The organism is Coraliomargarita algicola, from assembly GCF_033878955.1.
GTDB lineage: Bacteria > Verrucomicrobiota > Verrucomicrobiia > Opitutales > Coraliomargaritaceae > Thalassobacterium > Thalassobacterium algicola.
This window is the reverse complement of sequence record NZ_CP138858.1, coordinates 2,190,189-2,213,272: the sequence shown is the minus strand read 5'-3', so window position 1 is coordinate 2,213,272 and position 23,084 is coordinate 2,190,189. Positions and strand designations below refer to the sequence as shown.

Below are 23,084 nucleotides of genomic sequence, written 5' to 3'. Positions count from 1 at the left end.
GGGCTATTAAACCAAAGGTTTAGGCTGTTGAGCTTCGTAAGGGTGCTCAGCGCCAGCGTGGATTTTAAGTTTCTTGATCATTGCACGACCAAGCTTATTGCGTGGAAGCATGCCCTTGACGGCGTGCTCGATGATGAACTCAGGCTTTTTAGCGCGCATGTCGCTCATGCTGACGTAACTTTCGCCACCCATCCAGCCGGAGTAGAACATATAGTTCTTGTCGGAGTTCTTTTTGCCGGAGACTTTGATCTTCTCTGCATTGATGACCACGACGAAGTCGCCAGTGTCAGCGTGCGGTGTGTAGGTCGGCTTATGGCGACCACGCAGCACGTTGGCAATTTTTACGGAAATGCGGCCGAGTGTTTCGTTGGCAGCATCGACTACATACCAAGATTTGGTATGGTCGGATTTAGTAGCTAAAGTCGTCTTCATGATTTTTGGAAAAGCGGTGAACAGTAGAATGGGCAGGTCCGCTGTCAATGGGATTTTTTAGGGTTTTTTCTCCCTATATAAATAGGCGAGAGAGCAGGCCTGTATATAATGGGGCCAATTACAACCGAATTCGAACTGTAGCAGAATTTTATTGCAAATGCGCATGTGGCCTTCATTTTGCGCTGTTTTTCCCAATTGAACACAGATACTGGAGGAATACGACTTTGAGAGACGACTATTTAAGAGAAGCGCAGAAGAAAATCACTGATCCGATGATTTTGGTCAATGTGGTGTCCCGCCGGGCGAAACAACTGAAGAGTGGTTACAAGCCATTGATTGAGTCGTTGGAGCGTCTGTCTGCTGAAGATATGGCTCTGCGTGAGATCATGGAAGGTAAGATTACCTATCAGCTTTCCGAGCCTGTAGAGGAGTAAGCCTTTTCTTTTTTATAGCGTGCCCTCTAGCTTTCCCCCAATAGAGGGATTCCATTAACGTGTGCGCCAAGAAAAAATCGAAGGATCACCTTCGGGAAATCCGTAATGGTAAAGCTCACCACAATTATTTTGTGGGGGATACTTTTGAGGCTGGCATCGTGCTGCAGGGCACGGAAGTGAAAGCCATCCGCGATGGAGATGCGCAGATCAGCGAGGCTTTTTGCCGCGTGGAAAAGGGGCAGGTCTGGCTATATAACTCTCATATTGGAGAGTATAAATTCGGGAATTTTCAAAATCATCCACCCCGGCGTAAGCGTAAGTTGCTTTTGCATCGTCGTGAGATTCATAAATTATTTGGTGCGATGGAAACGGGAGGGAAGTCTTTGATTCCTCTGCGTATTTATATCAAGCACGGCTTGATAAAAATCGAGATTGCGCTTTGTACCTGGTAAGAAATTGCACGATAAGCGTGAAACTCTAAAAAAGAAAATTACGATGCGTGAAGCTGAGCGTGATATGCGCGATTACCGTTGATCGCAGCGTGTGCACGCTGAGCTGTGTGTGGAGGTCTTTGATATTTAACCTTATATCGCAGAATTTTGCAGGTCGCAGCGCAGCTTGTGTCACATTCCATCTCCCAACCCCATTACCCATATGTCATCCCGATCTATCATTGTTCAAGCACCGGCCAGCACTTCAAACTGTGGGCCAGGCTTTGATACGCTGAGCGTTGCGCTCTCTTTGTATAATTTCGTGCGTTTGGTTGAGCGAAGTGATTGTGAAATTTGCGCACTGGAGGAGGCGCACGGAGGCACGCAGGCGATGATTGAAGAGGCCGCGCGTTCTTTTACAGAAGTCGCGGGGGTGGAGGCTGTCGGCTTCAATTATGAAATTTGGGGAGATGTGCCGGAAGCGCGTGGGCTGGGCTCCAGTTCGACGATTCGTGCAGCAATCGTGGCTGGTTTGAATAAACTGCACGGGGAGCCGCTGGATTTAGAGGCGATGATTCGACTGACGACTCATTTGGACAATGCGCCGGATAATGCCTGTGCGGTGTTTGCCGGAGGTTTTTGCATTGCGCGCACCGAACCGGAAACTTTCGCTTATCGCGAGCATGTTCGCTTTGCTTTGCCAGAGTCGTTAACCTTTGTGGCGGTCTCGCCGGATTATAAAGTGCTGACAGAGAAATCGCGACGTGTGCTACCGGAGTCGATTCCATTTAAAGATGTGGTGCGCAGCGCCAATAGCCTCGCGTTTTTGGTGGGTGTGTTGGTTTCGGGGGATTTTGAGCGTCTGGATGGTGCCGTAAATGACTATATCCATCAGCCCTATCGAGAGTTACTCAATCCATTTGGCCACGAAAGTATTGAAGCGGGCTGTCATGCCGGCGCGTATACAGGCTGGCTCAGCGGAAGTGGCTCGACGGTTGTCTGTGTGACGAGCCCTGATAAAGCACAGGCAGTGGCTGCCGCTATGGAGCAAGTGTACGCGGGGAATGGGGTCAAGAGCCGGGCCTATCGGCTGATTACTGACAACCGTGGTCTGACTGTAAATGAAGAGTAGTGTAGTGGTGTTACATTTGATCGGTTGACCTCTTGGTTTTTTCCGCTTCATCTATTCGCAGTGAATGACCCAAACCGAGATTTTAACGAAGTAATCCGCACGATTCGCAAGGATGATCCACGGTATGCACGCGGTGCATATTATTTTCTGCGTCAAGCGCTGGATTTTAGTCTGAAGGAGATGCATAAGAGTGGGGATCTGGATAAGTCGAACCACTTGACGGGCAAGCAGTTGCTTGAAGGTATCCGCTTGTATGCGATTGATCAGTATGGGCCCATGGCGCGGCCTGTTTTGGAGCATTGGGGGATTCGCGAGTGTCGTGATTTTGGTAATATTGTCTTTAATCTGGTCGAGTGTAAGGTGCTCGGGAAGACGGATCAGGACAGTGTGGAGGATTTTTCAGGGGGGTATCAATTTGCTGCTGCGTTTGATCGTCCTTTTCGTCCTGAGCGGATCAAGCCAACCATCAAGAAGCCCCGCATGAGCTAAGGGCTGGTGGCGTGGGGCCTTCAAGTGGAGCTGGGGGCTGTGTTGTCGTATTGATGCGAAGTTCCGCACGCAAAAAAAAGCGCAGATCAATTGATCTGCGCTTTTTGCTTGGAAATGTGGCACGTGGCCTACTTCTCGATGGGTTGGCGTCCGAGTGTGCCGACGAGTGTTTCGAGATACTTCTTGGAGCTGACTTTATCGAGTTCTTCTTTGGCAGCTGTCAGGCGAGTTTCGATATTTAGGCGCTTGGCTACGCCGGAATGCGATTCGCGCTGTAAGAAGTTATGCAGGTATTGAACGTTGTTCTTCCACATCGCAATGTCGTGCGTCTGCTGGCTTTGTAGGCGCTCGGCATACCAATCGCTGGCGAGCATCGACTCGCGGGTGAAGAGCTCGCGCACCTTGGGCGAATCGAGATCTTCGCCTTCGTAGTGACCGTCTTTCATGATGTGGAGCAGTGCCTTGAGAGGCGGGCAAGCATCTTCGATCGAGCCGTCGGCGAAGTAGTTCTCGGCGGCTTGTTTGTGTGCGGCGATGATGGTTTCCATGCCTTCGACGAAGGTGTCCATGTCTTGCAACTCCGGTTTGAGCATTTGCTCGTCCAGCACGGAGGTTGGATTATTGAAGACGCGACCGAAGAAGATGCGGACGAATTTTGCGGTGATGCGATAACCGATGCGGCTTGCGAGCACCTTTTTGCCTTCGTGCTCGAAGTCTTCCACTTTCTCCAGATAGCCGTGTTCCAGCATCCATTTCGGATCGGTTTCGTTATCTTTGAGGCGGCACCAGATCTCGGGGACGAGTAGGCTGATGTCGTGGTCGACGCGGAAGTGAGGACCGACGTAGCCAGCTGCAGTGATAAATACGGGCTGATCTGTTGCGAGGTAAGATACCAGCGCATTGTTCATGTCGTAAATCGGAGGAAGGGCGTTGAATGGACCCTTCGTTAGTGCCCCTTCGGAGCCAGCGCCTGTGGTGGAGGGGGACTTGCCGGTGATACTGGCGATGTCCTCCATGAAGAGCTCGGGAAGCTCCATGTGGTGGATCGGGCTGAATACGCAGAGCGGCTTCACGCCTGCATCTGGCTCGGCGGGATTGTTGCGGCGCCCTGGCAGGATTGATGTGACTGGGCGTAGCAGGGCAGACTGTGAATCCTGACGGCGGAAGAGGCGTGAGCTGATGTCGGCCAGGTAAACTGCGCGAGGATCTTTCAGGTCCGGGCGGACTTGCAGGTAGCGCGGATTTTTAGTTGGGCTGCCGTCGACGATGCGTGGATATGCATTGGTCGAATAGTAGTCCGGCGAGTTGGCCTGGCTGAAATCGAGCACCATGTTACGCATCGGTTCCGTGTATTGGCCGAAACGGATGGCGTCTTCCGTCTCGTTCTTGGCGAACTCGCGGTCGAGTGGCTCGTAGTTGCTCAAGAAGCTGCCGAAAGAACTGAGATCTTGTTCCGCGCCCTTGTCGTAGCCGCGAATGATGGCATCGTCGGGACGTTGGAAGAAGCGATACTCGCAATTATGAACAAATTTCGCAGAGGGGAGTGACCATCCGGGAGGTAGGCTACTCAACTGCGAGCAAGGGGCGACTACCGATGCGGTGATATCGTCTTCGAGTGAGATCTTGGCCGCGGGGATGAAGTCTTTGCGTAAGCCAAAGGTGCGCCACGAACCATTTTCTGTGTAACCGACGCGTAGATATTGAGTGAGCATTTGTTGCTCACGATAGCGCAGGATGTTGCCCAATTCGCCATTGATTAAATCGACGCTGAAGCGTTTGCGCCAGTCACTGCCCCAGTCTTCTTTGTAGAAGCGTTTGATGATGAGTCCGAGTTCCTTGACGTGTTGTGGAATTGATTTGAGCCAGGTGTTATACTCCTCTGTGTATTCTCCCTTGGAGGGAGTGAGCAGCTTGATGACCGATCCCAGTGAGCGGTCTTTACTTAGTAGGGGGCGGCCTTGGGTCTTGTTCTTGGATGTATCCAAGAAGCGTTGTCCGTATTCTTTTTGAATGATTTCTTCGGCCAGATCGAAGTCTTTTTCAAAATCCCGAACGAAGACCGGGCCAGAGATGATGGCGTCGGTGATCGGTTTGGAGATTTCAGATTTACCTCCACCGGATACGGTGCAGGGCTTGTGGCAAACGCGGCTTTCTGCGGTGTAGCCCACTAGGCGCCAGCGGCGTCCTTCGGCAGGTTTCATCATTTCCACCTTATAGCCGGAGGGCAGCACGTAGGTATTGCCTGGGAGGAGCTTGATCTCCTGTTCATTGCCGTCTTTTGTCCAGTTGATGCGCTGTGTATTGAGCTCGATGCGGGCATCTTCAGGGATGTAGATGATATTACTGAAACTCTTGTCGATGGCGTAGCCTTCGGGTTTGATATCAATACGGTCACTGTAGCGAGCGATCACGCCATCAAAGGTCTGGTCGACAACTGGATAGTATTGGCTGAGCTGGAAGTCTTCTCCCAGGTCGTAACCTGTAAAGGCTAGGGTGCCGCCTGCGTGTTCTTCTTCGGCGAGTCCGTTCAGATTGGCCGAGTAGCCGATTTGTGTTTTAACTTCCTTCTTGCAGTAGCCGAAGTAGTTGTCGGCGATGGCGGTGACCACGACGCCACGTTCATCGCGGCAAGTGATTTTGAATGCGCCGCCATCGTTATAAAGTTCGTCCTCTTTTTCCCAGCACATGCCGTCGCGTATCTGACGTTCGGTGGCATCTTTAATGTTAGGAAGGCCGAGCTCAACTTTAGTAGTGCCCATGAGGTGAGGGGCCAGGATCACGCAGCCGCTGTGGCCGGTCCAGTGAGCGGGGTCGAGCGCGGCATCGTTGTCGGCGATGAAAGGATCGCCGGCATTGCCGAAAATGGATTCAACGAAGTCTAGGTTGCAGACCAGGTTGCCAGGTGCGAAGAAGCGCACTTCCATCGTTTTTTCCTGGCTAAAGCCATCCACCGCTGGAACCACGACCGGGCGTAGTAGCAACGAGACCCATGCGCGGGCCTTATCTTCCTGGTTGGCTAGGAAAGGCAGCGTCTGTAGAGATTCGGGGGCTCCTTTGAGTGCTTTGGCAAAAAGTCGGGCAGCCGCGAGTTTGGGAACTGCTTTTTTATCGTTGGGGACAGGAAGTCCTCCTTCGGTGACATGGAATACCCCCTTGGTGGTGCGACGGTCGCTCTTGGGGTTATGTAGCACTCCTTGTTGAATGCGGTAGGAGTCGATGATTTCGGATGTAAAGTGGTCGCCCTTGGCTGGCAGCGAGAGGGTGCGCGCGACACCGTGGCGATCCAGGATCAAAGTGTTATTGGGCAGGTGTGGCATCTCGCTCAGGTCGAGTTCGCCAAAATATTCGGCCAGAAAGCTCTGGATACGTTGATCGCAGGGGGGCAAGTAGTCGGCCAGTAGGCGGGATTTTTCCTGATAGCTGGCGAGTAGTGACTTGCTCAAGCTGTTAAAGCGGGAATCGCAGACCTCTTCGAAGATCGGTTGGCCGATCGAAGTGAGTTTTAAATTCACGTATTCGATGAGTGATTGTTCATCGTGGGCGTAAGCCGCTGTATTGGGGTCGAGTCCGAGCTGTGTGGTGAAGTCCATTATGTTGGTTTTTGTTTCAGTTGGAAGATTCGGGCTTTGTCTATGAGGCAGTATTCGTGCCTATTCTTGTGTATTTTGATTATTTAAATAAAGGCAAGATGAACCGTCTATTTGCTCATCTTCTTTAATGTTAAGGAGGTCTTGCATTAGCTTAGCTTATGAATTGTGTGCTGTTTAATTAGTAATTTTAAGCTGGCGAGGCGGAGTTCAACTGTCAACTGGAGCGTGGCCTGTTGTCATTGATTACGATGCTTACGGTGGGGGCAGATTATTTCGCTATGTCTGTTTGTTCCCCCCTTATCTTCCCCGTTTTTTGTGCGCATGTGCTGCTGCTTGCTTATTTGGTTCCACTTGTTGGTCATGGGCAGTGGTATGTAGCCGCGGAGGATGAAGCGTATTATGACGCGTATGCAGATGGATGGCAAACCGGCGACTGGGGCGGGCGCGGTTTCAAGGGCTGGCAACTCTTTGCGCCTGAGTATGGTATTGCGGGGGAGGAGCAGTATGCGGGGTTCTTTATCGCTGATGCGGATCAGGAGGCGGACTTGGGGGCGGCTGCACGTGAAGGGCGCGCGTTTGGTATCTATGCAAATGGAACTGGCTTCGAAGAGACGGTTGCTTTTCGTTCGTTTGAGCGTCCTTTAATCGCCGGGGATGTATTTTCCTTACGATTTGAGTTTGATGGCTTTGGTCACAAGTTTGAGCGCGACGCGGAGGGCGTCTCCAGTGTCGGAATCGCACTGCGTCATGCCGATACGGCCACGGATCTCAGCGAATTGAGCCAAGGTCGTGCATTGGTGTTGGCTGTGATCGAAGGCTTAAGTACATATCAGATTTTGGACGCTGGCGGTCGTTTCAACACCCGGGTTTTTCTCGATCCGGCTGGCATTGAGATCGGCGTGACCATTGGTGAGGCTGGGCTCTATAAACTGCAAATCACGACTTTGAGTGATCAAGTTCTGCATGAATTTCCCCAGCGCCGCATGAGTTTGCCCGTGGCGGAGGATGCTCCGGTTCGGATTAAAAGTTTTGCGCTATTTAATCTTAATGGCGGTGTTCATAACGCGTATTATGGGGCTTTCCAAATCTCCCGGCTGGAAGGAGACCGTTAATGACTACACCTCTTTTTCATCGAGACTGTGGTCTCCTGATGCATCCGAGTTCCTTGCCGAATCAATTTGGAGTTGGGGATTTCGGGCCATCCGCGATTCGCTGGGTCAAGCAGTTGGCGCGACACGGGCAAAATATTTGGCAAATCTTGCCGCTCAATCCGGCCGGGTATGGTGATTCGCCCTATCAGGGGCTGTCTGCCTTTGCGGCCAATCCCATTTTTATAAGTCCTGAGGACTTGCATACGCGTGGTTTGCTTGATGACCAGGAGTTATTGGCCTTGCGTATGCCACTGCACTCTCGGGTGGATTATGCGAGGTTGTATGCAAACAAAGCTGAAGTGTCCGCGCGAGCGGCGCTGAAATTTTTTGCTTTACCGAGTTCGGATCCGCTTCGGGAACAGTACCGGGTATTTCTAGAGTCCGAACGCGACTGGTTGGAGTGTTTTGCATTGTTCAGCGCGCTCAAGGCTCGCTTTAATCGCGTCGCATGGACGGAGTGGCCTGAAGAGTTTCGCGACCGTGATACTGTGGCGCTTCAGCGCATCACTGAGGAGTTGGAGTCGGATATCCAACGAGTCTATTTTGAACAGTTCATCTTGCGTTTGCAATGGTCGGCTGTTCAGCGGCACGCTCACGAGCTTGGGGTGTCCCTAGTGGGTGACTTGCCTATATTTGTAGCGCATGACAGTGCTGATGTTTGGTGTCAGCGAGAGCTCTTTCGTCTAAACGCCGACGGTAGTCCAAGTGTGATGGCGGGGGTGCCCCCGGATTATTTCTCTGCGACGGGGCAGCTGTGGGGAAATCCGCTTTACAATTGGGACATGCATCGAAGTCATAAGTATGCATGGTGGCGTCAGCGCTTAAGTCGTATCCTGACTTGGGTCGATGTGGTTCGGATCGATCATTTTCGTGGGTTTGAGGCGTGTTGGGAAGTGCCCGGCGAGGCTGAGACTGCTGCAGAGGGGAGCTGGGTTCCCGCGCCGGGGTATGAGGTGTTCAATGCCTTCGTCGAGGATCACGGTTTGCCCTTGCCCGTCATCGCAGAAGACCTCGGAGTGATCACGCCCGAGGTCGAGCAGCTGCGTGATTATTATAATTTGCCGGGTCTACGCATTGAGCAGTTTGCCTTTGGGACTGACCCGATGAGTTCCACTTTTTTGCCAGAGAACTATGTCCCAAACTGTATCGCCTATACGGGCACGCATGATAATGATACGGTGGTGGGTTGGTTTTCGAGTGAGGCCGGGGAAGACAGCACTCGTACTGCGGAGGAGATCGAGGAGGAGCGTGCCATGACACTTGAATATTTTGGGAGCGACGGTTCCGAGATTCATTGGGATTTTATACGCAGTCTGTATCGCTCGCGAGCGGGGGCAGTGGTAGTTCCTGTGCAGGATTTGCTAGGGCTTGGCTCGGATGCTCGAATGAATACGCCTGGTAAAGCCTCCGGTAGCTGGGGGTGGCGCCTTACGGATACCCTGCGGCTCTCTGGAGCTCTCGAAGAGTTAGATGCCCTCACTCGCGAAACGGATCGCGGGCTGATGTCGAGGGAAACGCCGCTGTCGCTGCGATCACAGCAGGGCCATAACGAAGCATAAACATTATGAATAAACCAAAACTATCATTCTGGCAAATTTGGAACATGAGCTTCGGCTTTTTTGGCATCCAGTTTGGCTGGGGGCTGCAGATGGCCAATATGAGCGCGATCTATCAATACCTCGGCGCCGATGAGAGCACGATTCCTTTTCTCTGGTTGGCAGCGCCGCTGACCGGATTGATCGTGCAACCCTTGGTCGGTTATTATAGTGATCGCACTTGGACGCGGCTTGGGCGTCGTCGGCCATACTTTCTGGTCGGTGCGATTCTCGCCAGTCTTTCCTTGATCGCGATGCCCAATTCCAGCTCACTCTGGATGGCGGCTGGCTTGCTCTGGATTTTGGATGCCTCGGTTAATATTAGTATGGAGCCTTTCCGGGCCTTCGTCGGCGATAAGCTCAATAAGAAGCAGCGCAAGCTGGGCTTTGCGATGCAGAGTCTATTGATCGGACTGGGCGCGGTGCTATCTTCCTCTTTACCTTGGATGCTCTCCAACTGGTTTGGTGTCACCAATGCGGAAGGCGCCACCGGGGCGATTCCGCAAACCGTAAAAATTGCGTTTTACGTGGGCTCGGGTGTCTTTTTTGCCGCGGTTTTGTATACGATTTTGTCCACTAAAGAGTATCCGCCGGAGGATATGGAAGCGTTTGAGCAAATGAAACGTGAGTCCGCAGGGGTGGGCAATGCGTTTAAGGAAATTTTCGAGGGTATTGGCTCGATGCCCAAGGCAATGAAGCAACTCGCCGTGGTGCAGTTCTTTACCTGGTTTGGCCTCTTTTGTATGTGGATTTATTTCATTCCAGCGGTGGCGACGCACATCTTCGGAGGCACAGACCATAGCAGCGAGGCGTATCAGGCTGGGGCCGAATGGGGCGGCGTATGCTTCTCGGTGTATAATGGGGTGGCTTTCTTTTTTGCGTTCTTACTGTTGTTGATTGTGCGTAAGTTCAGCGCCAAGGGCATTCATACCACTTGTTTAGCGATCGGTGCGCTGGGCTTGCTGTCGGTGGCCTTCGTTGGCGATGCGAAATTGTTATTGGCTTCAATGGTTTGCGTGGGCATCGCATGGGCCAGCATCCTTTCGATGCCCTATGCCATGCTGGCCAATGTGATTCCTGGCAGTCGGATGGGATTTTACATGGGGGTATTTAATTTCTTCATCGTCCTACCGCAGATTGCCGCCTCACTTGGTCTTGGTTATGTCATGACCCGTCTGCTCGGTGGCAATACCATGAACGCGGTGCTGCTGGGCGGCGCTTCGATGTTGATCGCCGCCTTCTGCGTCCGCTTTGTCGATGACGACGAGTCCGTCGACGGAGCGGCCGTCTCCTTGGAAGATTGATTGTAAACTCATTAAGATTGAATAATAACCTTCATAGGTTTAGTTATGATGTATGGGATTAATGCTACGCAAAATTACGCAACTGATTGTAATTCTTGTTGTTTCAATCGAGTCTTCTGCTTCTGTAGCAGAGTCATCTGTTGAGACTGTTTCCGTTTGGGATGATTCGTCGCCCATATATAAAGCCACGGCGACCCTGCTGGTCACCGATAAATTTTTTCGTCAGGATTACTTAAACTCGGAGCAGAATGTGAATCCCACCAAGGCGGACTTTTCCTATCATGTCGCCGTTGCACAGTCGGATTCGGTTTTAAAAGGAGTGGATCAGCGTCTCCAAGATAAAAAGCGTGATCGTCTGATGGCACCAATCCCCGTTGCTGGCAGAGGTGACTCAGCTCTGTCACTCTATGAAGTTACGAAGAGGCGTAACGGTGGATGCGGACGTGGAGTTGCTGACGATACGTGTCAGTTATGAACATCCGGATCCCATCATGGCGGCAATTGTTGCTAACCTTTTTGCTGAAGAGGCGATCAATTATCAGTTAAAGCTGTCAGTGGATATCTTGATGAAGCGCGTGCAGGATTTAGACGCTCGAACAACAATTATTGGAGAGTATCTCGATGAGTGGTCGAAGAAGGATTTATCAAATGAAAGACTTAGCGTTGAGTATGCTTCAGCGAAGAAACTCTATGCGGATTTGGTCGAACAACTGAGGTATTCTGAGACTCAGGTTCATCTCGTGAATCCGAGTGCGCGGATATTGGACGATGCCATTCCCCCGTTCTATCCAGTGCGACTCGGTTCGATGTAGTGCGCCAGTGAATATCCTAAGGGGGCTTAGTCCGCCTTCCTTGCTTCGTGGATCGCCACGATGGAAAAAGTTAGTCCCCTAGCGGAGACAGTTTCGTAGCCAGCAAGTTTGAGCTGTTCAGAGAGTGCCTCCTTAGTAGGGAAATTTTCAATCGTGCCGGCGAGGTAGTCGTAGGCACTCTTGTCGCCGGTCGCGATGGCCGCCACCCAGGGTAAAATATATTTCAGGTAGAAATAATAGATCGGGCGAAACCAGCGGTCCGGCTGCGAAAATTCCAGCACGAACAGACGTCCACCTGGGCGTAGCACGCGCAGGATCTCTTTTAGCCCCCGCTGACGATCTTCGAAATTGCGCACTCCGAAGGAAATGGTGACCGCATCGACGGAGGCGTCCTCCAGTGGCAACTGCATGCAGTCACCGAAGGCGAACTCGATGTCGGCATATGCAGGCTTGGCCGCGCGCTTGCTGCGGGCCTCGTCCAGCATCGGCTCGCAGAAGTCCAGCCCCGTCACGGGCACGCTGGTGCCCATGCGGTCGCGCAGCTTGAAGGCGACGTCGCCACTGCCTGTCGCGAGGTCCGCTATATCCTTGGGCGCACGCTGCTGCACCATGCGCGTGAGCACGCGCCTCCAGTAAAAATCGATCCCTCCGCTGAGGAGGTGATTGGCGACGTCGTAGCGCCCGGCGATTCCGGCGAACATTTGGCTGACTGCTTTTCCTTCTGGCATCTTATTGAATGGAGAGTAGGGAGTGGGAACTTTGGAGCGCGTTCAATCTCAATCTGAGCTTCCTTTGACGCTTTCGATGCTGCGAACCACCCATTTAGAAAGCTCCTTATCTGGGTTTTCGATCGCGAGCTTGCCCAGTTTGAAAACGGTCTGGCCTGTGTTGCGATTGATGATGCTCAATCCGTGCTCAAAATCTTTAAACTTGTCACTGCAGAGTGACTGAATGCTTTGGTCACGTTGTTCGGCTTCTTGCAGTAAGGCTTCCACCGCCAGTGGTTTGAATTCCAGGGTGAAGCCGTGCTGCTTCTCGAAGGCCGTGGCGTAGCGTTTAATGTCATTTTCCCAGACGGCAGCTTGTAAGTGGGCGTTCTCTGCTTTGAGGGCCTGTAGGCTGGCTGCGGGGTCGGCGATCATTTCGGGCGTAACTTCAAAGTGCTTGATCGCGGTTGAGGGCAGTTCGAATTTATAATCGCGGAAGAGGCGTTCCATGACGGTCATAATGCCGCGGGCACCGGTGCCTTCTTGGCTGGCAGCCTCGGCGATGGCCATGATGGCTTCGGGGCCGATGTCGAAGTCGATTCCGTAGCCACGGAAGTCGTCGCGATACTGGTGGAGCACGCTGCCTTCTGAGGTTGTTAAAATGTGCGCCAAGTCGTTGGAGCTCAGTGCGGAGCAGGCGCAGCGCACGGGTACGCGGCCAATGAATTCGGGCTCGAATCCGTATTTGATAAAGTCGCTGGTCTCCGCGTGCTGCAGGTAAGCGGAGAGGTCTTCTTGCTCGTCGCTCACACTGGCTCCGAAGCCCATCTCGTTTTGGGAGAGTCGTTTTTTGATCGATTCAGCCAATTTATCGAAAGCGCCGCTCACTATAAACAGAATGTTTTTGGTATTAATCGATTTTCGCTTCGGCTTGCCGCCGCGCTGGATTTCCATCGCGGCCTGCATCTGAGCCATCATGTCGGTCGGGCTGAAGAGGCTGACCTCTGTCTCCTCCATTAGTTTGAGCAGGTTGATTTGCACGCCGCGGCCGGACACATCGCGTCCTCCCGCGCCGGCTTCGGCGGCGATTTTATCGATTTCATCGACAAAGATGATGCCTTTTTCGGCGAGTTCGATGTCGCCATCGGCCGCTTTGACTAGATCGCGCACCAGATCTTCCACATCGGAGCCGACGTAGCCAGTTTCTGAAAACTTGGTTGCATCGGCCTTGACGAAGGGGACGCCGATCAGGCGCGCCACATTTTTCATCAGGTAGGTCTTGCCGACTCCGGTCGGGCCGAGAAAGAGTAGATTTTGCTTACTATACTCGGTGGCTTCCGTGCTTTCGCCGGAAAGTGTGCTGCGGATATGGTTGTAGTGATCGCAAATCGCCACAGATAGAACTTTTTTGGCCTCATCTTGACGGATGACAAAGCGATTTAAATAGTCGCGTATCTCCTTTGGTTTGAGATGGAAGTTGCGAATATTGTCCAGCGTTTGAGCGCTCTTATTGGGTTCGCTCGGTTTTTCCGGTTCGGACTCCTCGGGCTCGTCGGCAAAAGGATCGCTTTCGGTGAAACCATGGGTTGACACTTTTACATTCGAGTCCTTGAACAAATCTTTTAATTGACGTTGAATTTCCTCGAAAGGATTTGGTGGTTCTTTATCACTCATATTTTTTCTAGTTTGACAGTGTTTTCGCGATCCGAAGTATCGCAGCAACAGTAACTTTTGATTTTTCATTTTCGCAAGCCACCTAGCATACCCAGGATGTCCAATAACCTTACAAAACGCGATATCGTTCTAGATATCTACGATAAAACTGATTTTCCGCAAAAAGAAGTGCGAGAAACTGTGCAACTGACTCTCGACGCGATCGCCAGAGCGCTGAGCGAGGGACGTAATGTTGAGCTGCGCAACTTCGGTGTATTCGAAGTGCAGATTCGCAAATCTCGCATCGGTCGCAACCCGAATAAGCCGGAGACTGACGTCGTCATTCCTAAGCGTGCCGTGATCAAGTTCAAGGCTGGCAAGGAGTTGAAGGCTCAGCTTCAGGACTTGGACGTGGATGCTCTGTAATTAGAGCTTATCTGCGACTCGGAAGATTTGATTTTTTTAATAATTCAAATCTTTGGACGGATCGTGAGGTCTAGTCGTTTAGCATCTTTCTAAGGGAGATTCATTATGCAGTTTGAAACGCTACCCGGATTCCGGGAATTTTATCCGGAGGCCTGTGCGCGTCGGAATCATGTTTTTGGTCGCTGGCGTCAGGTCGCGCGTGCCTTTAACTTTTTGGAATACGATGCCCCGGTGCTGGAGCCACTGGAGCTGTATATCGAAAAATCGGGCGAAGAAATCGTCAGCCAACTGTTTAATTTTGAAGACCGCGGCGGCCGTGCGGTGGCTCTGCGCCCGGAAATGACGCCTTCGTTGGCGCGTTTGATCGGTGCTAAGGCTAATAGCCTGAAGCGTCCCGTTAAGTGGTTCAATATTGGTGAACACTATCGCTACGAACGTCCGCAGAAGGGGCGTTTGCGTGCCTTTTATCAGTTCAATGTCGACATTTTCGGCGAGCCAGGCCCGACCGCCGACGCCGAACTGATCGCGCTGCTCTGTCAGGCGTTGCAAGCCTTTGGTCTCAGTGCGGGTGACTTTAAAGTGCGCCTCAGTGACCGTGACCTATGGCTGTTGATGTTGGCAGCCGAGGGGCTCGACGAGGCGGGCAGTGCCACCGTGTTGGGCATTATCGACAAGCTTGAGCGCACCGATCGCAGCAAGACCATTGAGAAGCTGGCACCCGTGCTCGGTGAGCAAGCGGAAGCCTTCTTGGGCCGCATCGAGGAGGCGATCGCGATTCGCGACTTCGACCGTTTGCGTGCGTATATTGAAAATTTACCACTCGAAGGGGATCTCGCAGCTCAAGCTAAGGCGCGCATGGAAGACTGGGCGCAGCTACTGCGTAATCTCAAGGCAGCCGGCGCAGGTGACTTTATTCAAATCGATCTCGGGATCGTGCGTGGGCTCGCATACTATACAGGCTTTGTTTTTGAAGCCTTTGAGGCCAGTGGCGCCGGGCGTGCCTTGGCCGGGGGCGGGCGCTATGACGCGCTGGTTAAGAAACTAGGCGGGCCCGATATGCCGGCGGTCGGTTTTGCGATGGGCGATGTCACATTGGTGGACCTGCTCGAGAGCAAGTCGCTGATGCCGGAATATATGCAACGCCCCGAGTTTATCGCGATCATCGGAGGCGAGGACGAGCGTGATGCCGCGCTGGCGGATGCCGCTCAGCTGCGAGCACTGGGTTACCAGGTTGAGTATCCGCTCAAGAATCAAGGTTTCGGCAAGCAATTCAAGGCCGCCAACCAGTCGGGTGCCCGCTTCGCGCTCATTTACGGCAGCGAAGAGTTGGAGCGCGGCGTCGTTAAAGTGCGCGACTTGACTGCTGGCACCGAGGCCGAGATCGCACGCGATCAATTGCTGCAACAAGTGCCCGCGTTGCTCGAGAGTGGTCTCGAATCTTAAGTTGTAGGGACGCTCGTAGCCGTTCCGAGCCGCAGGCGACAAGGCCGGCAGCGAAGCAGACCGGAACAGTCGTGAGACTTTGGATCGTGGCAATGGAGGTTTGAACTTCGAACGTCCAACGTCGAACGCTCAATTTTGAATGAGTATGATGTGCTCGATGCGCATGGACGAGGGCATCGTGTCCTTGGTAGCTTCAGTCTGCCTATCACCTTACGATTGAAGGGCTGTTGACTGCGCTTGAGTCAAATTCGATGGTTTATGAGGGATAGGCCTTGTAGATGGTCGCTACGGATGTCTTTTTTGCAGTAATCGCATTGCAGTGCTGTGTAATGCTTGACATTCTGTATTTGTAGTAACTTAGTTGCTGTATTCTTATGCCGAGATGTCTAAAGGAAATCGCACAAGTTCAGGTCGGATATAGCTTCCGTTCTCGCTTGGAAGCATGTGCAGGCGGTGCGCCGGTTGTGCAGATGAAAGATTTGACTTGGGACGATGTCGTAGATTGTCGCGAATTACAGCGTGTGGAAGTGGGAGAGGTTAAAGACTCGCAGCTTTTACGGCTCGGCGACCTTGTTTTTCGTTCCCGAGGCATGGATATGAGTCCCGCGCTGATGGTGGATGAGCCCCGTGAAGCGATTATTTTGGCGGCTCCGCTCTATCGGGTGCGTGTGAATTCGGTGCAGGAGGTTCTTCCAGAGTATTTGAACTGGTATCTACACCAAGACGAGGCGCAGGCCTATTTGGCGAGTCGCATCAAGGGTACTGCGCAAAAAATGGTCAGCAAAAACAGTTTAGAAGGCCTACCGGTCGATTTGCCAGATCTGCCGACGCAACAGGTAATCGTCGACATGGCTGCTCTTTTGCAGCGCGAGCTTACTTTGCTCGAAGCTTTGTCGGAGCGTCGGAGGGCACTTATTTCAACACAACTCATGCAACTAGCAAAAGGGGAGAACTAATATTTATGGAAACTCAAATCAATCAACGTGACATCAATCAAGCCGCTTGGGCCGCTTGCGATACTTTCCGTGGCACGGTCGATCCGGCTCAGTATAAGGACTACATCCTGGTCATGCTCTTCCTAAAATACATCTCGGATGTGTGGCAGGATCACTACGAGAGCTATCAAGAGCAGTTTGGCGACGATGAGGCCCGCATTCTTCGCAAGTTGGAGCGCGAACGCTTTGTCCTGCCTATCGTCAAGTTGACGGAGACCAACGAAGACACGGGCGTCGTGACGACTCTGGATGAATTTCCGGCAAATTATTACAGTCTTTATGAGCGCCGCTCGGCGGCCAATATCGGCGAACTGATCAATGTCGTGCTGGAGCACGTTGAATCCAACAATAAGGCCAAGCTCGAAGGGGTCTTTCGTAATATCAATTTCAACAGCGAGTCCAATCTGGGGAAGACCAAAGACCGCAATCGTCGTCTTAAGACGCTCTTGGAAGACTTCCACAAGCCGCAGCTGGATATGCGCCCAAGCCGTGTGTCGGAAGATGTGATCGGTAACACTTATATCTACCTGATCGAGCGCTTCGCTGCAGACTCTGGCAAAAAGGCGGGCGAGTTCTTTACCCCGCTGCAAGTTACCGAGTTGGTCGCTCGCTTGGTTGAGCCGAAGGCTGGCGACCGTATTTGCGACCCAACCTGTGGTTCCGGTGGACTGCTGGTGCAGGCATCGCGTCAAATTGCGGGGCGTGACTTCGCGCTCTACGGTCAAGAGTCGAATGGTAGCACCTGGGCCTTGTGCCGCATGAATATGTTTCTGCACAGCTTCGATAGTGCCCGCATCGAATGGTGTGATACCTTGAACGGGCCGCTATTGGTTGAAAACGATCGCTTGATGCAGTTCGATTGTGTGGTGGCCAATCCGCCTTTCTCGCTGGACAAGTGGGGTGCGGAAAATGCCGAAAGCGACACTTACAACCGTTTCTGGCGTGGTGTGCCGCCTAAGAGCAAGGCCGACTGGGCCTTTATCAGCCACATGATCGAGACTGCTTTGGAGAAATCCGGCCGCGTCTCCGTCGTCGTGCCGCACGGTGTGCTCTTCCGTGGTGCAGCCGAGGGGCGCATTCGTCAGAAGATGATTGAGGAAAACCTGCTCGACGCCGTGATCGGCATGCCGGGCAATCTCTTTCCCACCACTAATATCCCCGTCGCGATCCTCGTTTTCGACCGTGCCCGCGAGAAGGGCGGTCCACGCGAAAGCTGTCAGGACGTGCTCTTTGTCGACGCCAGCCGTGAGTTCGTTTCCGGTAAAAACCAAAACAATCTCTCCGCTGAGCACCTAGATAAGATCATGGCCACCTTCCGCGCGCGGAAGACCATCGATAAATACGCCTATCTCGCGCCCGTCAGCGAGATCGCGGAAAACGATTTCAATCTCAATATCCCACGCTACGTGGACACCTTTGAGGAAGAAGAGCCGATCAACATCGACGAGGTGCAAACAGAAATCGACGCGCTTGAAGCCGAGCTTGTCGAAGTGCGTGCGCAGATGGCCGAGAAGCTGAAGCAAATTAATCGGAACCCAGAGAGCTGAATCATGCGTAAAAATAAAACCATCGATGTTCAGGGAACCGCAATCGCGGTGTTTTCCAAAGGTGATATGGATTTCATCTCACTGACGGATATGTTGCAGGCCAAAGACGGCGATTTTTTTATCGCTGATTGGTTGCGCAATCGAAACACCGTCGAGTTTTTGGGCATCTGGGAGAAGGTGCATAACCCGGATTTTAATTATGGCGAATTTGCCACAATTAAAAGTCAGGTGGGACTCAATAGCTATAAGATCAGCGTTAAAGAATGGGTCGCTAAGACTAATGCGGTTGGCTTGGTTGCTAAGGCAGGCCGCTATGGAGGCACGTATGCTCATCAGGATATCGCCTTTGAATTCGGTATGTGGATCAGTGCGGAATTTAAGATTTACTTGATTAAAGAGTTTCAGCGCCTCAAGGAGCTGGAACAAAAGCAACTCGGATGGGATGTCCGTCGTAACCTCACCAAGATCAACTACCGCATCCACACCGATGCGATCCAAGCGCATTTGATCCCCGACACTTTAAATAAAGCCCAGATCAATCGGATCTACGCCTCCGAAGCCGATCTTTTGAACATGGCGCTCTTCGGCAAAACCGCTCAGCAGTGGCGAGAAGATAATCCGCAGGAGAAAGGCAATATCCGCGACTTCGCAAATAGCTCGCAATTGGTCTGCCTCGCCAATCTGGAAAGTCTCAACGCCCACTTTATTGAAGAAGGCCTCCCCGCAGCGGATCGCTTGCAGCGTTTAAACCAGACCGCGGTCCAGCAAATGCAGATCTTAGTGGAGGATCGGATCGTCAAAAAAATAGAAGGCAAAAAAGCATGAAGGAACAGGTAAATAGAAAGGTTAAGTGTTTTCCTCATTCATTCAGATTTCAATTCACTCAGGGTGAATTGGATGAACTGGTCGCCAATTGTGACTCATCCAGTTTGAAGTCGCAATCTGCGACCTCAAGTGGTCACGGCGGTTGGAGGTATCTCTCCTCTGTTTTCGCAGAAGATATCGGAGCGTCCTTAAAGGATTTGGGCAAAAAGTGGTTCGCTCTTTCAAAGTTTAATTCTGGCGCGGTGGAAATGCTATTAAAACTCGAACGCGGGGAGGACGTCGCCGCACCGGGGCGCGTTGCGGGTGGCGAATTTCATAAAAAGAAAGGCAAACAAGGATGAGTGCGTTTTTTCAAATCTTAAACTGGTCGATTTCGACCTGTTTGGTGGAGATGGTCAGTGGAATTCGCAGTGTTCTATTGAGACGAGCAACTGTTGCAAAAAATGCAACGGTTCAGAACTCCGGACTGCAGGCAGTTGTTGCAAAATTTGCAACAACTGAGAGTTTACGAGTCATTCAAGCCCATGCGGTCTGCGAAAATTATCGTCAGAAGCATTTTTTCCACATGGGAAAAATGGTGGGCTTGAACTTTGGAGCGCAACGAAAGGCTCCAATTTTAGAGTCAGCAAGGCTTTCGACGCGGGTGGGGGAAATCGTAGGGGCTCCACTTGTGGAGACCGTGTCTGTGCGAGCTGTATCGCGGTCTTCACCTATGAAGACCCTACGTCAAACCACACAAGTCGCGTGGTGGATTCAGATGGGAGGAAAAGTATGAAGTTTCAAGAGCTACAGAATATCTGTTCGGTTCGATCGGGCGGAACACCTAGTAAACGGGATAATAACCTTTGGGGGGATCATTTGCCATGGATTACTGCGAAAGATTTGAAAGTGCCCGTTCTTCGTAGTTCTCTCCTGATGTTATCAGAGCTTGGAGAGGCTAAGGCTAAAATTACACCCGCTGATTCGCTTCTAATTTTGGTTCGAGGCATGACTTTGTTTAAGGATGTTCCCGTATGTCTCGCTGGGCGCGAACTAGCTTTTAATCAAGACATCAAAGCCTTGGTTTTGGATGATGGAATTGATCCAAAGTATGTCCTGTATTACCTAGTTGGAAGTAAGCATAAGCTTATGAGACTAGTGGATTCTGCAGGTCACGGCACGGGACGATTGAACACGGACTTACTCAAAGCCTTCCCCATTCTTCTCCCCCCGCTTCCCGAGCAAAAAGCCATCGCCGCTGTGCTGTCCACCTGGGATGCCGCCATCGAGAAAACCGAGCGCCTGATCGAGGCGAAGGAACGCCGGTTCCGTGGGTTGATGCAGGAGTTGATCCCCGGGGCCCATAACAATAGCAATCGGCGCGAATCCAGAAAAGTGAAAGTTGGGGAGGTTTGCGAAGTCATAACTAGCAATGTTGATAAGAAGGTTCATGAAGGAGAGATGCCTGTTCGATTATGTAACTACATGGATGTTTACCGGAACTATTACATAACACAAAAGCTTGGTTTTATGTCTGCCTCGGCAAGTTCAAGTGAGATCGAAAAATACCAGCTGAGAGTCCATGATGTCATATTAACAAAAGACTCAGAAACTGCTGATGACATCGCAAACTCAGCATGTGTGTTAGAAGCCCCGCAGGATTTAGTGTGCGGCTATCATCTTGCTATTCTTCGTCCCAATGAAGAATTATTTGGTCCATATTTAAACTTCGCACTTCATACGCCAAGAATTCGATACGAGTTCTCGCGTCAAGCTAATGGAGTTACTCGTTTTGGACTGACGATGTCAGCCTACAATATGGTGGAGTTGCCTTTGCCATCTTGGGATGAACAGCAAGCGATAGCAGAAGCTCTGACTAGATCTCAGGAAGAAATTACTCTCCTAAAACTGATAACTGAAAAATACAAAGCCCAAAAACGTGGCCTAATGCAGAAACTGCTCACTGGGGAGTGGCGGGTGAATCTCGGGTGATCTACAGAATTGGAAATGACATGAATATCGAAATCAAAAACTGCAATAACATCGATTCCGCTAGCATTACGCTGGCCGAAAAGAAACTGAATATCAAATTTGCGCCGAATGGAACGGGTAAGAGCACGATTGCACGAGCAATAAGCCTCGCGACAACTGAGGGTTCGAACCTAGACGAACTAATTCCCTTTAAGTTGAGAGAAGTTAATCCGGATAATCAGAGCCCTGAAATATCTGGGTTGGAATCTCTTCATAACGTAATGTGTTTCAATGAAGAGTATGTAAACCAGTTTACTTTTAGGCAGGATGAGCTGCTCAATAATAGCTTTGACGTTTTTATCAAAACAGAGAGCTACAGGCAAAAAGAGCGAGACATCGAAGAGCTGGTTTCTGAGATGAAGCAGTTGTTTGTTGGCAATGAAGAACTGGAAGCGTTGATTTCTACTCTCAAGGAAATGGGGGCAGCCTTTAAACTGACAAAAAATGGAATTGCAAAATCATCAACAGGGATAAAGGGCTTAGCGGCAGGAAATAAAATCCAGCATATTCCTGCAGAGCTCGAATGCTATAAGCCGTTTATTCAAAGCCAGAATAGTGTCGGTTGGGTCGATTGGCAAACTAAGGGTTATGAGTATGCAGATCTTTCGGATAACTGCCCCTTTTGCACTTCGAACGCGGTAGATAAAAAAGAACAGATTAGAAAGGTTGGCCAAGAATATGACAAGAACACCATTAAAAATTTAGTGGCAATTATTGGGGTAATTGGTCGATTAGGTGATTATTTTTCAGAGGATGCGAAGGCAACACTTTCAAACATCATTACTTTGAAGGATGGCCTTGAAAAAGAGCACGAGAGTTTTCTGGTCATTGTGAAGGAACGAATTGATTTACTGGTCGAGAAACTTGAAAAACTACGGACACTTTCGGGTTTTCAGTTCAAAGAAGGTGAACAGGTGGCTGAAATACTTCCTACCTATAAGATCGATCTGAAAGCTTTCTCGGAGTTGAACTCTGATAAGACGCAAAGATCTATTGATCCGATAAATGTATCGATCGATGCTATCATTGACAAAGCAGGTCAACTTCAGGGAAAGATCATCCAACAGCGAAGGGAGATGCAGCGAGTTGTTGAGAAGCATCAAAAAGATATAAACGAATTCCTTTCTTATGCGGGATATCGCTATAAGGTTGAGATTGTAGGTGAAGGTGATCAAGCGCGATTAAAACTGCTGCACGTGGATCATAAACAGCACCTTAGTGGCGGGAAACAGCATCTCAGCTTTGGAGAGAGGAATGCTTTTTCTATCGTTCTTTTTATGTATGAATGCCTGTCAAAGCAGCCGGACTTGATCATTCTCGATGACCCTATTTCTTCATTCGATAAGAACAAAAAATACGCGATTCTTGAAATGCTTTTTCGGCGGGATACTGACTCTTGCTTGAAAAGTAAAACAGTTTTAATGCTCACTCATGACGTGGAGCCGATCATCGATACAATCAAATCACTATCTCATAAATTTGGTAATCAGACAGCTGCCTCATTCTTGAAATTGGCTAATGGTATCGTCGAAGAATTAGAGATTGGACGGAATGATATAGAAACTTTCGCTCAGATTTGTAAGGCTGCGCTAGGATCGACTAAAGATGATATTATAAAATTAATTTATATGAGGCGTCATCTCGAGATTATCGACAACAAAGGTGATGCGTATCAGGTGCTTTCAAATCTTCAGCATAAGCGAGCACGTGCGATTGATAGCCGTGAGCTTAAAAATGAAGATGATGATTATCCTGAAATGGATCCTTCAAAGTTCTCAGCGGGGTGCGAATTAATATCTAGTGATATCGCTGACTTTTCATACGCTGATGCGTTAAGCCGTGTTATTGATACTGCAGCCATGAAGCAGCTGTATCATGCATGCACCAATGGCTATGAGAAGCTGCAAGTGTGCAGACTTATTGACCATGATGAGAATGATCCTGTTATCGAGAAATTCATCAAAGAAACATATCATATTGAGAATGAATTTATCTGCCAACTCGACCCCGCTAAATATGACACGATTCCAGCATACATAGTCGAAGAGTGCGACAAGTCGATTGCGGAGGTTTCCTGATCATGACCGATTTCAACACCGACGAAAAAC

Annotated in this window: 19 protein-coding genes and 1 pseudogene; 16 read left to right on the top strand and 4 right to left on the bottom strand. The window is 50.8% G+C overall.

Annotated features, from left to right (window positions below):
- Nucleotides 1–6 precede the first annotated feature (6 nt).
- Nucleotides 7–432 (bottom strand): 50S ribosomal protein L13, encoded by a 426-nt coding sequence (rplM, locus tag SH580_RS08700; protein WP_319834613.1) that lies wholly within the window; start codon nucleotides 430–432, stop codon nucleotides 7–9.
- A gap of 224 nt (nucleotides 433–656) precedes the next feature.
- Between rplM and SH580_RS08695 the strand changes: the two genes are divergently transcribed.
- The 4 genes and pseudogenes from SH580_RS08695 to SH580_RS08680 all read left to right on the top strand — a co-directional run bounded on the left by SH580_RS08695 (nucleotide 657) and on the right by SH580_RS08680 (nucleotide 2,918).
- Nucleotides 657–866 carry a DNA-directed RNA polymerase subunit omega gene (locus SH580_RS08695; RefSeq protein WP_319834612.1) on the top strand — a complete coding sequence of 70 codons (210 nt, stop codon included), beginning with the start codon at nucleotides 657–659 and terminating at the stop codon, nucleotides 864–866.
- Between the two features lie 59 nt (nucleotides 867–925).
- Nucleotides 926–1,400, top strand: a pseudogene (gene smpB, locus SH580_RS08690) (SsrA-binding protein SmpB).
- Nucleotides 1,401–1,520: 120 nt separating this feature from the next.
- A complete protein-coding gene (locus SH580_RS08685) occupies nucleotides 1,521–2,429 on the top strand; it encodes a homoserine kinase (protein ID WP_319834610.1) in 909 nt (302 codons plus the stop codon).
- A gap of 60 nt (nucleotides 2,430–2,489) precedes the next feature.
- The gene (locus SH580_RS08680) at nucleotides 2,490–2,918 is read left to right on the top strand and encodes a Minf_1886 family protein (protein WP_319834609.1); all 429 of its coding nucleotides are present in this window, start codon (nucleotides 2,490–2,492) and stop codon (nucleotides 2,916–2,918) included.
- Nucleotides 2,919–3,046: 128 nt separating this feature from the next.
- Here the strand turns inward: SH580_RS08680 and SH580_RS08675 are convergent, their stop codons facing one another.
- The gene (locus SH580_RS08675) at nucleotides 3,047–6,508 is read right to left on the bottom strand and encodes a PPi-type phosphoenolpyruvate carboxykinase family protein (protein WP_319834608.1); all 3,462 of its coding nucleotides are present in this window, start codon (nucleotides 6,506–6,508) and stop codon (nucleotides 3,047–3,049) included.
- 278 nt (nucleotides 6,509–6,786) lie between these two features.
- On the opposite strand from SH580_RS08675, the gene SH580_RS08670 reads away from it, so the two are divergent.
- The 4 genes from SH580_RS08670 (at nucleotide 6,787) to SH580_RS08655 (ending at nucleotide 11,370) form a co-directional block, all read left to right on the top strand.
- On the top strand, nucleotides 6,787–7,620 hold the full coding sequence (locus SH580_RS08670; protein WP_319834607.1) for a hypothetical protein: 834 nt from the start codon (nucleotides 6,787–6,789) through the stop codon (nucleotides 7,618–7,620).
- The gene (gene malQ, locus SH580_RS08665) at nucleotides 7,620–9,218 is read left to right on the top strand and encodes a 4-alpha-glucanotransferase (protein ID WP_319834606.1); all 1,599 of its coding nucleotides are present in this window, start codon (nucleotides 7,620–7,622) and stop codon (nucleotides 9,216–9,218) included. The genes SH580_RS08670 and malQ overlap by 1 nt, the downstream gene beginning before the upstream one ends.
- Before the next feature lie 5 nt (nucleotides 9,219–9,223).
- Nucleotides 9,224–10,558: an MFS transporter gene (locus SH580_RS08660; RefSeq protein WP_319834605.1), complete on the top strand. Its 1,335-nt coding sequence runs from the start codon at nucleotides 9,224–9,226 to the stop codon at nucleotides 10,556–10,558.
- Between the two features lie 407 nt (nucleotides 10,559–10,965).
- Nucleotides 10,966–11,370, top strand: coding sequence for a hypothetical protein (locus SH580_RS08655; protein WP_319834604.1), 405 nt, complete (start codon nucleotides 10,966–10,968; stop codon nucleotides 11,368–11,370).
- A gap of 26 nt (nucleotides 11,371–11,396) precedes the next feature.
- Here SH580_RS08655 and ubiE read toward each other — a convergent pair whose 3' ends face one another.
- Nucleotides 11,397–12,098, bottom strand: coding sequence for a bifunctional demethylmenaquinone methyltransferase/2-methoxy-6-polyprenyl-1,4-benzoquinol methylase UbiE (gene ubiE, locus SH580_RS08650; RefSeq protein WP_319834603.1), 702 nt, complete (start codon nucleotides 12,096–12,098; stop codon nucleotides 11,397–11,399).
- A gap of 48 nt (nucleotides 12,099–12,146) precedes the next feature.
- On the bottom strand, nucleotides 12,147–13,751 hold the full coding sequence (locus SH580_RS08645; protein WP_319834602.1) for an AAA family ATPase: 1,605 nt from the start codon (nucleotides 13,749–13,751) through the stop codon (nucleotides 12,147–12,149).
- A gap of 96 nt (nucleotides 13,752–13,847) precedes the next feature.
- Here SH580_RS08645 and SH580_RS08640 point away from each other — a divergent pair, with 96 nt between their 5' ends.
- From SH580_RS08640 to SH580_RS08605, 8 genes are all read left to right on the top strand, one after another.
- Nucleotides 13,848–14,156 carry an HU family DNA-binding protein gene (locus tag SH580_RS08640; RefSeq protein WP_308951233.1) on the top strand — a complete coding sequence of 103 codons (309 nt, stop codon included), beginning with the start codon at nucleotides 13,848–13,850 and terminating at the stop codon, nucleotides 14,154–14,156.
- A gap of 105 nt (nucleotides 14,157–14,261) precedes the next feature.
- Entirely contained in the window at nucleotides 14,262–15,599 is a 1,338-nt protein-coding gene (gene hisS, locus SH580_RS08635; protein WP_319834601.1) for a histidine--tRNA ligase, read from the top strand.
- A 374-nt stretch (nucleotides 15,600–15,973) separates the two neighbouring features.
- On the top strand, nucleotides 15,974–16,555 hold the full coding sequence (locus SH580_RS08630; RefSeq protein WP_319834600.1) for a restriction endonuclease subunit S: 582 nt from the start codon (nucleotides 15,974–15,976) through the stop codon (nucleotides 16,553–16,555).
- Nucleotides 16,556–16,560: 5 nt separating this feature from the next.
- The gene (locus SH580_RS08625) at nucleotides 16,561–18,141 is read left to right on the top strand and encodes a type I restriction-modification system subunit M (RefSeq protein WP_319834599.1); all 1,581 of its coding nucleotides are present in this window, start codon (nucleotides 16,561–16,563) and stop codon (nucleotides 18,139–18,141) included.
- A 3-nt stretch (nucleotides 18,142–18,144) separates the two neighbouring features.
- On the top strand, nucleotides 18,145–18,966 hold the full coding sequence (locus SH580_RS08620) for a KilA-N domain-containing protein (protein WP_319834598.1): 822 nt from the start codon (nucleotides 18,145–18,147) through the stop codon (nucleotides 18,964–18,966).
- Nucleotides 18,963–19,307 carry an ORF6N domain-containing protein gene (locus SH580_RS08615; protein WP_319834597.1) on the top strand — a complete coding sequence of 115 codons (345 nt, stop codon included), beginning with the start codon at nucleotides 18,963–18,965 and terminating at the stop codon, nucleotides 19,305–19,307. Before SH580_RS08620 ends, SH580_RS08615 begins: the two co-directional genes overlap by 4 nt.
- A 430-nt stretch (nucleotides 19,308–19,737) precedes the next feature.
- Complete coding sequence (locus tag SH580_RS08610; protein ID WP_319834596.1) at nucleotides 19,738–20,937, top strand: restriction endonuclease subunit S; 1,200 nt, start codon at nucleotides 19,738–19,740, stop codon at nucleotides 20,935–20,937.
- Between the two features lie 20 nt (nucleotides 20,938–20,957).
- Complete coding sequence (locus SH580_RS08605) at nucleotides 20,958–23,054, top strand: AAA family ATPase (protein ID WP_319834595.1); 2,097 nt, start codon at nucleotides 20,958–20,960, stop codon at nucleotides 23,052–23,054.
- The last annotated feature ends 30 nt before the right edge of the window (nucleotides 23,055–23,084 follow it).

Excerpts from the sequence above, each read along its gene's own strand:
- SH580_RS08605 (WP_319834595.1), top strand. The coding sequence starts at position 20,958 with ATGAATATCGAAATCAAAAACTGCAATAACATCGATTCCGCTAGCATT.
- SH580_RS08685 (WP_319834610.1), top strand. The coding sequence starts at position 1,521 with ATGTCATCCCGATCTATCATTGTTCAAGCACCGGCCAGCACTTCAAAC.
- SH580_RS08660 (WP_319834605.1), top strand. The coding sequence starts at position 9,224 with ATGAATAAACCAAAACTATCATTCTGGCAAATTTGGAACATGAGCTTC.
- SH580_RS08630 (WP_319834600.1), top strand. The coding sequence starts at position 15,974 with ATGCCGAGATGTCTAAAGGAAATCGCACAAGTTCAGGTCGGATATAGC.
- SH580_RS08645 (WP_319834602.1), bottom strand. The coding sequence starts at position 13,751 with ATGAGTGATAAAGAACCACCAAATCCTTTCGAGGAAATTCAACGTCAA.
- malQ (WP_319834606.1), top strand. The coding sequence starts at position 7,620 with ATGACTACACCTCTTTTTCATCGAGACTGTGGTCTCCTGATGCATCCG.
- SH580_RS08610 (WP_319834596.1), top strand. The coding sequence starts at position 19,738 with ATGAAGTTTCAAGAGCTACAGAATATCTGTTCGGTTCGATCGGGCGGA.
- SH580_RS08615 (WP_319834597.1), top strand. The coding sequence starts at position 18,963 with ATGAAGGAACAGGTAAATAGAAAGGTTAAGTGTTTTCCTCATTCATTC.
- SH580_RS08670 (WP_319834607.1), top strand. The coding sequence starts at position 6,787 with ATGTCTGTTTGTTCCCCCCTTATCTTCCCCGTTTTTTGTGCGCATGTG.
- rplM (WP_319834613.1), bottom strand. The coding sequence starts at position 432 with ATGAAGACGACTTTAGCTACTAAATCCGACCATACCAAATCTTGGTAT.
- SH580_RS08640 (WP_308951233.1), top strand. The coding sequence starts at position 13,848 with ATGTCCAATAACCTTACAAAACGCGATATCGTTCTAGATATCTACGAT.
- SH580_RS08675 (WP_319834608.1), bottom strand. The coding sequence starts at position 6,508 with ATGGACTTCACCACACAGCTCGGACTCGACCCCAATACAGCGGCTTAC.
- SH580_RS08625 (WP_319834599.1), top strand. The coding sequence starts at position 16,561 with ATGGAAACTCAAATCAATCAACGTGACATCAATCAAGCCGCTTGGGCC.
- ubiE (WP_319834603.1), bottom strand. The coding sequence starts at position 12,098 with ATGCCAGAAGGAAAAGCAGTCAGCCAAATGTTCGCCGGAATCGCCGGG.
- SH580_RS08655 (WP_319834604.1), top strand. The coding sequence starts at position 10,966 with ATGAAGTTACGAAGAGGCGTAACGGTGGATGCGGACGTGGAGTTGCTG.
- hisS (WP_319834601.1), top strand. The coding sequence starts at position 14,262 with ATGCAGTTTGAAACGCTACCCGGATTCCGGGAATTTTATCCGGAGGCC.
- SH580_RS08620 (WP_319834598.1), top strand. The coding sequence starts at position 18,145 with ATGCGTAAAAATAAAACCATCGATGTTCAGGGAACCGCAATCGCGGTG.